Below are 13,872 nucleotides of genomic sequence, written 5' to 3' on the forward strand. Positions count from 1 at the left end.
GAACCCCCACCATCACCCTCGCCGCATGACCACCCCAAACGCCCGCATACCCGGCACCACGTCCTTGACGAAGGACATAGAGACACCCCCCCCGCCTGCCCGGCGCACTCGCGACGACGCCGCATGCGGATGCGGACCTCAGGCGCCGGTACGACCCTGGAATCGGGGGTTCTGTGCCGCGCCGGCCCTTCGGCCTCCGATGCGGCGGTGGCCGGGGGCCCTTGGCCCGGCCCCCGGCCACGCGGCCTGCCGAACACCGCAACCGTCGGGTTCCAGCCACCCCGTCCTTCCGGCCCGCCTCTTCGGCGGCGGAAGCCGACGGGGCGAGGCCGGCGACAAGGAGGCGCAGCATGTTCTTCGCCGATCGAACGGCGGCCGGAAGACAGCTGGCCGGTGAGGTGTCCCGGCTCGGCCTGGCCGAGCCGGTGGTACTCGGGCTCCCCCGCGGTGGGGTGCCCGTGGCCGCGGAGGTGGCACGTGTCCTGGGCGCGCCGCTGGACGTGATCGTGGTCCGCAAACTCGGCGTGCCCTTCCAGCCCGAGGTGGCGTTCGGCGCCATCGGTGAGGGCGGCGTACGACTGATCAGTGGTGCGACGGTCCGTGCCGCCGGCCTGGGGGAACGGGACTGCGCTCGGGTGGAGGAAGCCGAACGGGCTGAACTTCAGCGGCGTCTGACGCGCTACCGGCACGGTCGGGAGCGCATTGCGCTCACCGGACGCACGGTGGTCATCGTGGACGACGGAATCGCCACCGGATCGACCGCGTCCGTGGCGTGCGAGGTGGCGCGGGAGCACGGAGCCGCGCAGGTGGTCCTGGCCGTCCCCGTGGCGGCTCCCCAGGCGCTGGAGCGGCTTCGGGCCGAGGCCGACGAGGTGGTGTGCCTCTCGGTACCCCGTCATTTCTACGCGGTGGGCCAGTGGTACGAGGACTTCTCGCAGGTGGAAGACGAGGAAGTTGCCGCGCTGTTGGCCACGGCGGCGCGGGCCCGCCCGGCACCGCCTGCACAGGCTTCGGGTCGAGGCCCGGCACAGACGGGTGAAGTGGCGGTGGACGCGGGAGGCACGGGGTTGCCCGGGCTGTTGACCGTACCCGAGGGCGCGGCGGGCGTCGTCGTCTTCGCGCACGGCAGCGGCAGCAGTCGCCTCAGCCCCCGCAACCGCCACGTGGCCGAGGTCCTCAACCGTGCGGGGCTGGCGACGCTGCTCTTCGACCTCCTCACCCCGTCCGAGGCGCGGGACCGGGCGAAGGTCTTCGACATTCCGCTCCTGGCTCTGCGCCTGACGCAGGCCACGAGCTGGCTCCGGACGCGGGTCCCCCTACGCATCTGCTACTTCGGCGCCAGCACGGGCGCCGCGGCCGCGCTCATGGCCGCCGCCGAACCCCGCTCCGACATCACCGCGATCGTCTCCCGGGGCGGACGTCCCGACCTGGCGGTCTCCCGCCTCGCAGCCGTACGTGCCCCAACCCTGCTGATCGTCGGTGGAGCCGATGATCAGGTACTGGATCTCAACCGCCAAGCCGCCGCCCGGCTGCGCTGCGAGCACCAGGTCGGCGTGGTTCCCGGTGCGACCCACCTCTTCGAGGAACCCGGCGCCCTGGACGCCGTGGCCGACGCCGCGCTGGACTGGTTCGTCCGCCACCTTCCCCACCTCGGCGCCGTTCCCCGCGGGTCCGACGAACACCGAGAGACGTGATGGCCGCCGGTCCTGGGGCGCCGGCCCGGGCGCCCGTCCGGGACCGCTGACGGGCCCCGGAGGCCGTTCCCAGAATCACGGTCGCCGGTGCTCCGCCCATCTGCGCGAGGACGTATCCAGGCACCCTGCGCCAAGGGAACGCTCCACGTGTCGCGAGCGCCACCGAAACGGCCGGGTTGCGATGGGCCCGGAGGTCTCACCGAGGGTGCAGATCAAGGCCTCGCGACAGCGGCTCTCCGCGCCGAGGCGGCGACAGCGCACGGCTACAACTCCGGCACCCCGTCGCCGCCTTCGGTCACGCGGGACTTCGCCGTGGTGCTACAGGCCCTGGGCCAGGAGAAGTTCATGAGCGAGCCGTGCACCGCGCGCCGCCTGGGCCGACGCGTCCGTGTCCTGTGAGGGGTTGGCCTCCAGACCTTCGGCCAGTGCCCGGACTGCCTGGGCAAGTGTCTGCACCTGTGCTTCGACGAGGGTCAGACGGTCGTGCTCAGAGGGGGTGCTCTGGGTCATGACAAGCCTCCGTGATCAAGACGTGGGTGTACGGGCGTCACGTGCCACTCTGTGCCATGGCAGGGTGCGGGACCACCGGACGCATCCGACGGGTGCCGCCTTTCGGCGGTCGAGTTGCAGACTGGCTGAGCAGGCCGCCCCCTCAGGGGCGACGGAAGGCAGGGGTTTGGACAGAGCCGTACGGACGTACGGCCGGCCGGGCGTCACACGGCGTCACGTTGCTCCACAGCGACCGCCTCCGCAAGGAGCCGGCAGGCATCCCGGCGGAGGAATCCGCAGCCGCCGACCATGGCGAAGGCCGCCTGCGCACGCCCGAGTGGACCAACAAGTCCTGCGCGGCCCTGCTCGACCGCGCATCCGCCCTACGAGACCCGTGCCGGTCCGGAGGACGGACGCGTCGGCTTCGTGCACCGGCAACCTCGGCTCCTCGCGGTGGGTCGGCTCAGTCATGGGGGACCACGGCGACGGGGCAGCGCGCGTGATGAACAGCGGCGATGGCCACGGGCCCCGGACGAGGTGCCAGGGCAGGACGATGCTTGCGTCGGCCGACGACAAGCAGCCCGGCCCCCTCAGCGGCACGGGCCACGGCCTTGGCAGGGCTTTCGAGACCGAGGCTGTCGGCCACCTCCACACCTGGAAACCGCTCGCGCCAGGGGCCGAGGGCCTGGCAGGAGCTTCTGTGCCTCCTCCGCGATCTTCTCGGTCACGTCGTGGTCCGCGCCCCAGGGAGCGTGCGCGTGCACCGGCAGGGTTCGGCCGTGGACGGCCCGCAGGGGCATGCCCCATGCCGCGGCGGTGGCGAAGGAGAATGCGAGCAGGTCGTCACACGAGCCGTGCAGCTTCAGTGCCCGGAGAAGCCGGGGTGTGGCGCGGGCACCGCCGGCGGGTGCGGTTCGAGGCGATGAGAGCTGAGGTGGACGGCCTCGAAAACCGTCCGCCCCGGACGCGTATGTGGTGTCCGTATGTCAGCTCGCGGTGATCTCGATGTGTCTCGGCTTGCCGGCCTCGGCCTTGGGAACCGTCACGGTCAGCACTCCGTCGGCCATGGCCGCCGTGACGTCCTCGGCCTTGACGTCAGAGGGCAGCAGCACCCGGTACTCGAAGCGTCCCGTGCGGCGGGTGGAACGCCGTAGCACGCCCTCACGCTCGCGTTCCTTGTACTCCCCGGTGATGCACAGCTCCCGATCGCCGATCTCGACGTCGATGTCTTCGTTATTGACCCCGGGGATTTCCGCCTCGACCACGTATGCGTCGTCCGTCTCGTGCATGTCTGCCAGAGGAGCCCAGGTTCCGGCGGGCGCGGCGGAAGCGAGCAGCTGGTTCATCCGCCCGAAGAGTTCGTCGAGCTCGCCGGCCATCGGCTCGCCCCAGCCCAACGCGGGAAACGCCCGTTCCAGAAGCTGTCCTGGCCTGTGGCGTACAGGCAGGGTCATAACGGTTCACCTCCATGAAGCACCGGATACGAGGTCAGTTCCCATCCTCCGCTTCCGTGGCCCGGAAGGCGAGTCGTGCACCGGCACCCTTCAGCACCCGCGCCGGCCGTGCGCCCGTGGGCGCCCCGCTGCACAGCGTGTGCAGTACCGCGAGCCGGTAGTAATCGCTGAACTGCGCAGGTGGGCGTTGTCACGTGGAGGCGGAAGGCGACTGGTCGAGGGTGAACAGGCCGCCGTCCGGGTCACTCACCGTCACCCTCAGTTCTCCCTCACCCCACGGCTCCGCGTCGGGAACGATGCTGCCACCGTTCTCCACTACTGCCGCCTGCGCCGCCGTCAGGTCCGGGACCTTGAAGTGGACCAGCCAGCGGGGCCGCATCTGCGGCCTGGCGGCGGCCGCCTCGACCGGCCCGCTGTTCAGGCGCGCTACAGGCCGGCCCTCGCGCCGCAGGACGACCTGGTCCTCCTCGTAGGAGACGTCGCAGCACCCGCTGCCCTCCTCCGCCGCCCGCGCCCACTCCAGGACCTCACCGTAGAAGACGGCCGCGTCGAAGGCGTTCTTGGTGTGCAGCTCCAGCCACATCGGCGCCTCGCTGTCCCCGACACTCCACTCGGACAGGACACGCCCCTCCCAGATACCGAAACCCGCCCCCTCGGGATCGGTCGCGAGAGCTGCCCGGCCGCGCGGCGGATAGGAGACCGGGCCCACCCCGACCGTGCCCCCACGTTCCCGGATCCTGGCCACGGTGACATCGGCGTCGTCCACCGAGAAGTAGACCGTCCACGCCACGGGCACTGCCAGCGCACCAGCCATCGCCCCGATCCCCGCCACCGGCACACCGTCCTGCTCCGCCACCGAGAAGGCACGCCCGAAACCACCCGTCCGGAATGTCCAACCCAGTACCGCCCCGTAGAAACGCTCCGCGGCCTGACGGTCACGTGCCATCAGACTCAGCCAGCACGGGGAACCCACCACATCCGCTGCTACGAGCACCACGATGCCGCCTCTCTTCGTCATCCGGACCGCCGCCCCCGAACGGGCACAGGATCACTCGTTCCTGCCAGTCAGGCGGGCAGGTTCCCGAGTCGGCCGCGGCGGCACGAGGCGGTCATTGCTCTGGCTCCTCCACCGTAGCCCGGCGCCTCCCACGAGGCGCAGAACGGAGAGCGCGTCGGCGCCGTCGACCAGGCGGTCTGATGAGCTTGGCCCAGGGGACCACGGATCAGCAGCGAAGAGGGCCATACGGATTGGTTCTGGATCGGGCGGACCTGCACCCTCACTCTCGTGCCCGGCAGGAAGCCTGCCTGCCGTGATCGAGCGGCCGGGGCGGCGGCCATCAGCCGCACGGCCATCAGCCGCACGGCCTCGGCGACTCAGGAGCGGCTCTCGAAGCGTACTCTCGAATTGGTGGGAGGGTCGGCGAGCAACAGGCGGAGGGAGCACCCCGTGCGCGCACACGTCGGAGACTGGATCGTGGTGGAGTCCGTGCATCTGGGCGGGCAGCGCCGCCGGGGTCAGATCGTGCGTCTTGAGCATCCGGACGGCACACCGCCATATGTCGTGCGCTGGACGGAGGATGACCGGGAGACCGTCTTCTTCCCCGGACCTGAAGCCCACATTGAATCCGCGGACGAGCACACGGCACGTAGGTCGGCTTCTCCCTACGGATGACGGAGTCCGGACCCGACGCCCTGGATGTCTCCTCGGATCCGCGGGATCGTCGAGCGCGGTGGGGCAAGGGCGCGGAAGAGCGAGGGCGCTTGGCGGCCTGGATCTTGGGAACGGTCACTGCCGACGGCCTCGACGGGCCGCCGCATTCGGCACTCGAAACGGCCGGTGCGGCGCATACCCCGACGCAGGACACCGACCGCGCGCCATCGGTCGGCAGGACCCTCAGCCCCGGGAAAAGGTCCGTTCGGCCCCCTGCGCGTCTCGGGTGGCCGAGGAAGACTGGGTGGTGGCGAGTAGGAAAGGAGCGGACGGATCGGAGCCGCTCCCGGACCGTAGTGACGTCGATGCGCTGCGGACCGCCACACGACGGAGCGTCGCCGGCCGCCCTGCACATGCGCGAAGTGGCACACAGTGGCCGCGCCGCCTTCCCATGGCGTGTCTGTCGATGGCGTGATCCATGGGTCCGAGGTCGCCCATGAGTGAGCACACATCGGACACCGAGCGGCCCGAGGACCGGATGAGCGTCCGCGAAGCACACGCCCAGACCCCGGCACGGGCCGTGCGAGTCCCCCGCCGAGGGGCTTGGAGAATCCGGAGGAACAGGAACTCGACGCGCCCCAGCGAGCGGCGCGAAGCCCGAACCGCGGGACCACATATGGAGCGAGCGCCATGAACGAGAGTGAGAAGTACTCAGCGGGCGCCGAGGCCCGCCGAGGCGTGCCGGGGCGCGCCTACATGCCTGACGAGCCGCTGCGGCAGGACGCCCTCATGCGGTACCTCGGCGCGATCGCGGCCGTGTCCGCCGCGAAGGCGGCCCGGCCTGCCGCCCGGGCCCCCCGCACAGACCTCGTCGTGAGCGACCTGATGGCCGTGCCCCATCCGTCGGTCACCGCCGACACCGCCCTCCCCGACATCGCCCGAGCCCTCTCCGAGCACGGCATCGGGTCACTGCCCGTCGTCGACACCGACGACCGGGTTCTGGGCGTGGTCTCGGAAGCCGATCTCCTCGCCGTGGTCGCCGCGCAGGCGCACCGCCCCAGCACCGTACGCCGGCTGCGGGACACCCGGCCGGCGGTCGAGCCAGGCAAGGAGACGGCCGAGGCCCTGATGACCAGCCCAGCCATTACCGTCCTGGCGGACACGACGGTCCCCGAGGCGGCATGGCTGGTGGCTCTCACCCGCCTCAAGCGCCTTCCGGTCACCGAGGCGGACGGGCGGCTCGTGGGTACCGTCGAGCGGCACACCCTGCTGGACGCCCTGCTCCAGGACGACGCGGCCGTCCGTGAGGGCGTGGAGGGCCGCGTCCGGGAGATGTTCCCCGAGGCCGCCGACACGGTGGAGGTCACCGTCCATGAGGGAGTGGTCCGTCTCCGGGGCCCCGTGGCGGGTGACGACGCCGCGCGGCTGCTCGCCGAGGTGAAAGGGCTCGATGTGGTGACCGCCGTGCTCGACGAACTGACCGTGCGGGACGGATGAGAGGGCGGCGGTGGCCCCGATGGAACTCCCCCTGACCGTCGGCGTCGACGGCTCCGACTACGGCTTCGAGGCACTGGACTGGGCCGTGGACGAGGCCGCCTTGCACAAGCGCTCCCTGCGGATCGTGTACGCCTCCCGGTGGGAGCGGTACGAGCCCCCGGCGCCCGGCCAGGACCGGTCGGCCGGACAGGTGGTCGGCCATGACGTCGTGGGAGTCGCCGCCGGCCGCGCCGAGCGGCGGAACCCGGACCTCGAGGTGGACACCGAGGTACTCGCCGACGACCCGGTGCACGCGCTGCTTCGGGAGAGCCGTACCTCATGGCTCCTGGTCACCGGTTCACGGGGGCGTGGCGAGATCGCAAACCTCCTGCTGGGCTCGGCCAGCCTGCCGGTCGCCGCCCGCGCCGCGTGCCCGGTCGTCGTCGTCCGCGGCGACGAGGCCGGCCTCCACGGCACGCACGACCGCATCCTGCTCGGCGTCGCCGACACCCCCGGAGGCCCGGAGGCCGTACGGTTCGCCCTGCGCGAGGCCACGACGCGCGACTGCGAGCTCCACGCGGTCCGTGCCTGGCGGTGCCCCGCACCCGAGGCCGTCGACCACCCTGCCCTCCCCGACGGCACGTGCGTCTACCACCGGGCACGTGCCGACACCGTGCTCGACGAGGCCCTCACCGGGCCGCTGCGCGAACACCCGCCGGTCCGGCTGCACAGGGCTCTGGTGGAGGGGCCCGCGCACAAGATCCTCGTCGAACGCACCGCGGCGGCCGACCTCGTGGTCGTCGGCGCACAACGCCACGAGCGCCACCTGGGCCTGCAACTCGGCCACGTCGCGCACGCCCTGCTGCACCACGCCCTCTGCCCGGTGGCGGTCGTGCCGAAGATCGAGGGGAGCATCCGAGCATGACCTCCCCGGCCGCACGGTGCCTCATCAGGACAGATGTTGCGCCACGGCGACCTGCTCGGGCGGCCCAGGCCGTCGGCGGGGTCCTGCCCAGCTCGGCGTGGTCCGTGATCGCGGTGGCGGAGCGACTCGTACGGGCGGTGAAGGCTCGGTGAACGTCCACTGCCGACTCTCGGAGCCCGAAGCCTCATGAGGGAAGGCCCGACGCAGAGGAGGAAAGCATGTCCAGGGTGACGACCACGGACCTCTACGAGGTCACCATGGCCCTGTCGTACCTCCGCGAGGGGATGCAGGAGCCGGCCACGTTCAGTCTCTTCGTACGGGATCTGCCCGAAGGCCGCGGATTCCTGGTGGCGGCCGGGCTGGAGCCCGCGCTCGACTTCCTCTCCGGCTTCACGGTCGGCCCGGCCGATGTGCGGGACTTCGCGGAGGCACTGCACCGGCGGCCGGATGAGCTCCGGCAACTCCTCGGACTGCGGTTCGACGGGGAGGTACGCGCGGTACCGGAGGGACGACTCGTCCTGGCCGGGGAGCCGCTGCTGGAGGTGACCGCCCCGTTGCCACAGGCGCAGCTGGTGGAGACGTACCTGCTCACCCTGGTCTGCCACCAGACCGCGGTCGCGTCGAAGGCGGTCCGGTGCGTCCTTGCCGCCGCCGAACACCCCGTGATCGACTTCTCGCTGCGCCGCAGCCACGGCCCCGAGGCAGGCAGGGCGTCGGCCCGGCTCAGCGCGATGGTGGGGTTCGCCGGAACGAGCAACGTGGCCGCCGCCGTGCAGTACGGCCTTCCCGCCTCCGGCACGATGGCGCACTCGTACGTCGAATCCTTCCCCACCGAGCACGACGCGTTCCGGGCCTTCGTCCGGGCCCACCCCGGCCCTGTCACCCTGCTCGTCGACACCTACGACACCGAGCACGGCGTCGAGGCCGCCGCGCAGGTCTTCCACGAACTGGGCGACCCGGCCGGCTGCGCGGTCAGGCTCGACAGCGGGGATCTCGACGCCCTCGCCCGGCGCGCCCGTGCCCTGCTCGACGCCGCGGGGCTGCCGGGCGTGCGGATCATCGCGAGCGGCGGCCTGGACGAGTACGCGATCGACGTTCTCGTGCGGGCCGGGGCGCCGATCGACGTGTACGCGGTCGGTACGAAGATGGGCGTGTCCGCCGACGCCCCGTACCTCGACGCGGCGTACAAACTCGTCGCTTACGACGGCCGCCCGGTGATGAAGCTCTCCTCCGCCAAGGCGACCGAACCCGCCCCCAAGCAGGTTTTCCGCCGTCATGGCCTCCAGGACACGGTCGGCCTGCGCGACGAGGACGTCCCCGAGGGGGCGGAGCCGCTGCTGCGGACCGTGATGCGGGGCGGGCGCAGGATCGGTCCGCACTCCTCCCTGGCGTCGGCGCGCGCCCGGTGCGAGACGGATCTCGCACAGGCGCCGGAGGCGGCACGCCGGATCGACAGCCCCCGGGCGCCGGTGGCCGCCGTGTCGCCCCGCCTGGCCGCCCTGACGGACGAGGTGAGGCGGCACATCACCGCCTCGATCGGGACTGACCTGCCGTGCGGAACCACAGCGTCGCCGAGCTGATCACCGACCGCGGTCCTCCGCATCCACACCCCTTCGGCGTGCGCGGCCCCGCTTGAACGGGTGGGGAAGGGGATCTGGGTGGCCGGGCGGGCCCAGGTCTTCGCGATCATGGAACTGCGACGCTCTGTGACCGCCGGGGAGACCGTGTCCGTCCGGCTCGGCGTCTCCTCCCGGCTCGAGCAGATCGCACTCCACTCCTACCGATCGCGGATCGAGGTCCCCGATCCACGCTCGGAAGACGTCCCGTTCGGGCGGCGAAGAGGGGGCGTGCGGTGGCGCCGCCGACACTCGAGAGAAGCCGGATTTTCCCGATATGCCCTGTTAGCCTCGGTCTGGTGACGTAACCGCTCACCGCACAGGGAAGGGGGCTCGTGTCCAGGGTCGCGGGAGTCGAACCGGGTCAGCGCCATCTGAACGGTCCGCAGACCACGGGCCGCGAGTACCGCAACCTGTCGGAACCGGAACACGGCATGCGGCGTGATCGGAACGTCACCGTCGGGATGCGCGACGGCATCGAGTTGCTGGCCGATGTGTATCGACCGGATGGCGACGGCCGGTTTCCCGCACTGATCGCGGCGTCACCGTACCCGCGCCAGATCCAGGACCTGGGCGCCCCGATGGGCTTCATCGAGGCCGGCGCATCCGACTTCTGGGTGCCGCGCGGCTACGTACACGTGATCGCCAACCTCCGGGGGACGGGGGGCTCCGGGGGGACGTTCGGGTTCTTCGACGCTCAGGAACGTCGTGACCTGCACGACCTGGTCGAGTGGGCAGCGAGCCAGCCGTGGTGCGACGGCAACGTCGGGATGATCGGCATCAGCTATTTCGCCATGGCGCAGCTGGAGGCAGCTGTCGAGCGCCCGGCGCACCTGCGGGCGATCTTCCCCGTGGCTGTCACCACCGACCTGTACGAAGCGGCGATGCACCACGGGCTGTTCAGCTCCGGCTTCGTGACGCCCTTTCTCGCCATGGTGGGGCTCACTTCGGCCCTCAGCGATCGGTTCTGGCGCGGCCCGCTGGTCGACGCGGTCCGGGACGTTCTGCGTACGGCGCCACTTCACCGGAAGTTCGCCACCATGAACGGCGAGTCGTCGATCGCTCTCCTCCATGCTGCGCTCAAGCTCCACCACGATCCACACCCGTGGGACGACCTGTGGCGCGCAATGGCGGTCGAGCACCCGCTGCGTGACGAGTGGTGGGACGAACGGAACCTCCTGCCGCTGCTCGACCGCGTCGAGGTCCCCACCTATCTCGGCTGTGATTGGCAGAACGTTCCACTTCACCTCCCCTCCACGTTCCCCGCCTTGCGGGCGCTGACCAACGCTCCAGTCGTCCGGGTCGCGATGCTCGGCGAGTTCGGGCTGACGTGGCCGTGGGAGAGCCTCCATGTAGAGGCGCTCGCCTGGTTCGACCACTGGTTGAAGCATCAGGACACCGGCATCCTTGACGGCCCCGCGATCCGGTACTGGATGCCCGGCGCCGACGAGTGGCGCACGAGCGACGTGTGGCCCCCGCAGGGCAGTAGGCAACTCGAATGGAGCCTCCGGGCCGATGGCGCGCTCGGTGACGACCAGGGGGCCCCGGGAGAGCGGTCGCTCATGGTGCTCGGCCAGGGACTCGGACGATCACGGCCGAGCGACGCCGACCCTCCCACCCAACTGGCGTGGACCAGCGAACCGCTGACCGAGGCGCTCGACGTCGCCGGCGACATCGAGGCCGAGCTCCATGCCAGCGCCACCGCCACCGATACCGCATGGATCGTCACTCTCCAGGACGTGGCGCCCGACGACACCGCCGTCGACGTCACCGCCGGATGGCTGCGGGCCGGCCTGCGCCGGATCGATCCTGACGCCGACTCGGCCGGGCCGCCCCAACTCCCCTGTCGCGAACCCGAGAGCGTCGTCCCGGGTCTGGTCACCACTTATCGGATCCCACTTGTCACCAACGCCCGAAGGTTCGCCACCGGGCATCGCATCCGGCTCGTGGTCACCAGCGACGACCAGGACCACAGCACCCCCGCCATCATGGGGTTCCGCCACGCGCCCGTCGGCACGAGCAGCCGGAACACCGTCCATTCGTCGTCGAGGCTCGTGCTGTCCGTCTCCGGGCAGCCCGACCGGCACACCCCGGAAGCGGGCGTGAGCACGTGAGAGATGCACCCGATGCGAATGCCGGATCCGGCGGTCCGGCCGGCCTCGACCTTGAGCAAACCCTGACCATGCTCGCCTGGAGCGATCCCGCACTGGCCGAGGACCCCGGCGCGGCGTTGACCCGGCTCGGCATCGACGTACCGCCCGCCATGCGGTTCGACGTGAGACTCCAGCGTCCGGACACGCTGTACCTCGTCATCCCGCCCGTGCCCTCCGAAGAGAACGGCGGCGAGAACGTCGTGAACCAGATGGACTTGTGGCGCAGCGGCGACCAGTTCGTCTGGATCCTGCCGCAGGACGCAAAGACGGCACTGCTGGAGATGCGAGAGCAGTACCGGAATCATGGCGGCGAGGACGGCCGATGAGCGGTGCCGATCGTTTCACCGAGCACTACCGGCTGCTCAGCACCGACCCGGCGATGAGGGCAGCGCTGCTGGCCGACCCCAAGGCGGCGCTCGCCGCCTACTTCGGCTCCGTCGTCGACGGCGCGTACCGCATCGAGGTCATCGAGCAACGGGCGGACACCATCACCGCGGTGATCCCGGCTCCCCCCGAGCCGGGCGTCGACCCGGCCGCCCGACTGGCCGACGTGTCCGGACGGATCTACGACATGTTGCACAGCAGCGGCATCGGCGGCTACCTGATCCCCAACGAGGCACTTACCTGGGTGCTGCGGGACATGCGAGCGCTGTGGGCGAGAGGAGACGCCGTCGATGACGCCGACAGTTCCACCACAGGTCGCTGATCGTGCCGACCGCGCACCGTGCTCCGTACTGTGGGAGAGGAAAGTGGCGTGAACGTACGCGACGCGTTCTTCGAGGTGCTCCGGAGTCACGGCATCACCACCATCTTCGGCAATCCCGGCTCGAACGAGCTGCCGCTGCTGCGTGACTTCCCCGAGGACTTCCGCTACATCCTCGCACTCCACGAGGGCGCGGCTCTCGGGATGGCGGACGGCTACGCCCTGGCGACCGGCCGACCCTCATTGGTCAACCTGCACGCCGCGGCCGGCACCGGCAACGCGATGGGGAACCTGACCAACACCCAATCCGGCCATGTGCCCGTGGTCGTCACCTCCGGACAGCAGGCCCGACGCTACACCGCCCTGAATGCGCTGCTCACCAACGTCGACGCCACGGCACTGGCCGACCCGCTGGTGAAATGGAGCAGCGAACCGCTGCGCCCCGAGGACGTGCCCCAGGCGCTCTCGCAGGGCATCCTGCTGGCAGGATCCGCCCCCGCCGGCCCGGTCTACATCTCGCTGCCCCTGGACGACTGGGACCACCAGGCGGATCCCGGCGCGCTGAAGCACCTCAAGGCCCGCGCCGTACAGGGTGACCCGGTCGTCTCCGAAGCGACCCTCGACCTCCTGCGCCACCGGCTCACCGACGCGGCCAACCCGGTCATGGTCGTCGGGCCCGGCATCGACGACGCCACCGGATGGGACGGGGCGTCCCGGCTCGCCGACCGGCTCGCCCTTCCGGTGTTCGTGGCGCCGAGCCCGTCCCGCTGTCCGTTTCCCACCCGGCACCCCGGCTTTCGAGGGGTCCTGCCGTCGGACATCCCCGGGGTCGCACATCGCTTCGACGGACACGATCTCGTGGTGGCGTTCGGAGCGGCGATCTTCCGCTATCACGAATTCGAGGAAGGCGACTACCTGCCTCCGGGCACCGAGTTCTGGGCCGTGACCTCGGATCCCGATGAAGCAGCCCGGGCCCCGTTCGGCCGGATCCTGGTCGGCAACCCCTCCGACGCCCTGGCCCGGCTCGCCGACACCGTGCCCGCCCGCCACCGGCCGCCGCCACCACCACTCGAACGAACCAGCCGCCTGGGCGAAGCCGGACCGGCATTCAGCGCGGAGGCGATCGTCGACGCCCTCGACGCAGCGAAGGACGAGAGCACCGTTCTCGCCCACGAATGGACATCGGTCGACACCACCTGGGACCGCTTCGACATCTCACGACCGGGAAGTTTGTACTTTCCGGCGTCCGGGGGCCTCGGCTGGGGCCTGCCGGCAGCCATCGGCCTGCAACTGGGCGATCCGTCGCGCCGCGTGCTGGCCATGCTCGGTGACGGGGCCCTGCACTACACGGTCAGTGCGCTGTGGACGGCAGCGCGGTACCGGGTCCCGGTGGTGTTCGTCGTCGCCCGCAACGGCGAGTACGGGGCACTCAAGAAATTCACTCAGGTCATGCGGGCGCCAGGCGTACCCGGCCTCGAGATCCCCGGCATCGACGTCACCGGCATCGCCTCGGCATACGGGATTCCTACCACCCGGATCGACACCCTCGCCGGGCTGACGGCGACGGTGAAAGCCGCGCTGGCCACGGAAGAGCCGCACCTGATCGTGGTACCCCAGCAGCCCTTGGACGCCGGCTGACCGGCGCCCGCCCAGGCAGGACGGAGCGGTGGTCGACGGAATCGCTCCGGTTCAACTGGAGATCCTCTCCCAG

At 70.9% G+C, this 13,872-nt stretch carries 12 protein-coding genes and 3 pseudogenes; 10 read left to right on the forward strand and 5 right to left on the reverse strand.

What is annotated here, in order from left to right:
- Positions 1 to 350 precede the first annotated feature (350 nt).
- Complete coding sequence (locus ACIQK6_RS37790; RefSeq protein WP_402696973.1) at positions 351 to 1,694, forward strand: phosphoribosyltransferase family protein; 1,344 nt, start codon at positions 351 to 353, stop codon at positions 1,692 to 1,694.
- Between the two features lie 13 nt (positions 1,695 to 1,707).
- Here ACIQK6_RS37790 and ACIQK6_RS37795 read toward each other — a convergent pair.
- Positions 1,708 to 1,869: pseudogene (locus ACIQK6_RS37795) on the reverse strand (hypothetical protein); the annotation flags it as partial.
- Positions 1,870 to 2,012: 143 nt separating this feature from the next.
- Positions 2,013 to 2,204 (reverse strand): hypothetical protein, encoded by a 192-nt coding sequence (locus tag ACIQK6_RS37800; protein ID WP_329107258.1) that lies wholly within the window; start codon positions 2,202 to 2,204, stop codon positions 2,013 to 2,015.
- Between the two features lie 209 nt (positions 2,205 to 2,413).
- Between ACIQK6_RS37800 and ACIQK6_RS37805 the strand changes: the two are divergent.
- A pseudogene (locus tag ACIQK6_RS37805) lies at positions 2,414 to 2,569 on the forward strand (gluconate kinase); the annotation flags it as partial.
- A 77-nt stretch (positions 2,570 to 2,646) separates the two neighbouring features.
- On the opposite strand, the pseudogene ACIQK6_RS37810 reads toward ACIQK6_RS37805, so the two are convergent.
- From ACIQK6_RS37810 to ACIQK6_RS37820, 3 genes and pseudogenes are all read right to left on the reverse strand, one after another.
- Positions 2,647 to 3,055: pseudogene (locus ACIQK6_RS37810) on the reverse strand (universal stress protein); the annotation flags it as partial.
- A gap of 114 nt (positions 3,056 to 3,169) precedes the next feature.
- Positions 3,170 to 3,637 (reverse strand): Hsp20/alpha crystallin family protein, encoded by a 468-nt coding sequence (locus tag ACIQK6_RS37815; protein WP_329107256.1) that lies wholly within the window; start codon positions 3,635 to 3,637, stop codon positions 3,170 to 3,172.
- A 190-nt stretch (positions 3,638 to 3,827) separates the two neighbouring features.
- Complete coding sequence (locus tag ACIQK6_RS37820; protein WP_329107253.1) at positions 3,828 to 4,583, reverse strand: VOC family protein; 756 nt, start codon at positions 4,581 to 4,583, stop codon at positions 3,828 to 3,830.
- Positions 4,584 to 5,084: 501 nt separating this feature from the next.
- On the opposite strand from ACIQK6_RS37820, the gene ACIQK6_RS37825 reads away from it, so the two are divergent.
- From ACIQK6_RS37825 to mdlC, 8 genes are all read left to right on the forward strand, one after another.
- Positions 5,085 to 5,309 (forward strand): DUF1918 domain-containing protein, encoded by a 225-nt coding sequence (locus tag ACIQK6_RS37825; protein WP_402696975.1) that lies wholly within the window; start codon positions 5,085 to 5,087, stop codon positions 5,307 to 5,309.
- Between the two features lie 669 nt (positions 5,310 to 5,978).
- Positions 5,979 to 6,785, forward strand: coding sequence for a CBS domain-containing protein (locus tag ACIQK6_RS37830; protein WP_402696976.1), 807 nt, complete (start codon positions 5,979 to 5,981; stop codon positions 6,783 to 6,785).
- A gap of 19 nt (positions 6,786 to 6,804) precedes the next feature.
- On the forward strand, positions 6,805 to 7,689 hold the full coding sequence (locus ACIQK6_RS37835) for a universal stress protein (RefSeq protein WP_402696978.1): 885 nt from the start codon (positions 6,805 to 6,807) through the stop codon (positions 7,687 to 7,689).
- A 218-nt stretch (positions 7,690 to 7,907) separates the two neighbouring features.
- The gene (locus ACIQK6_RS37840) at positions 7,908 to 9,269 is read left to right on the forward strand and encodes a nicotinate phosphoribosyltransferase (protein ID WP_402696979.1); all 1,362 of its coding nucleotides are present in this window, start codon (positions 7,908 to 7,910) and stop codon (positions 9,267 to 9,269) included.
- A 371-nt stretch (positions 9,270 to 9,640) separates the two neighbouring features.
- Positions 9,641 to 11,419, forward strand: a complete 1,779-nt coding sequence (locus ACIQK6_RS37845) for a CocE/NonD family hydrolase (RefSeq protein WP_402696981.1) — start codon at positions 9,641 to 9,643, stop codon at positions 11,417 to 11,419.
- Entirely contained in the window at positions 11,416 to 11,784 is a 369-nt protein-coding gene (locus tag ACIQK6_RS37850) for a nitrile hydratase (RefSeq protein ID WP_402696983.1), read from the forward strand. The genes ACIQK6_RS37845 and ACIQK6_RS37850 overlap by 4 nt, the downstream gene beginning before the upstream one ends.
- Positions 11,781 to 12,164, forward strand: a complete 384-nt coding sequence (locus tag ACIQK6_RS37855; RefSeq protein ID WP_329107237.1) for a hypothetical protein — start codon at positions 11,781 to 11,783, stop codon at positions 12,162 to 12,164. The genes ACIQK6_RS37850 and ACIQK6_RS37855 overlap by 4 nt, the downstream gene beginning before the upstream one ends.
- A 48-nt stretch (positions 12,165 to 12,212) precedes the next feature.
- Complete coding sequence (gene mdlC, locus ACIQK6_RS37860) at positions 12,213 to 13,799, forward strand: benzoylformate decarboxylase (RefSeq protein ID WP_329107235.1); 1,587 nt, start codon at positions 12,213 to 12,215, stop codon at positions 13,797 to 13,799.
- Positions 13,800 to 13,872: the final 73 nt, after the last annotated feature.

Source organism: Streptomyces sp. NPDC091682, from assembly GCF_044756625.1.
In the GTDB taxonomy this organism is placed as follows: Bacteria; Actinomycetota; Actinomycetes; order Streptomycetales; family Streptomycetaceae; genus Streptomyces.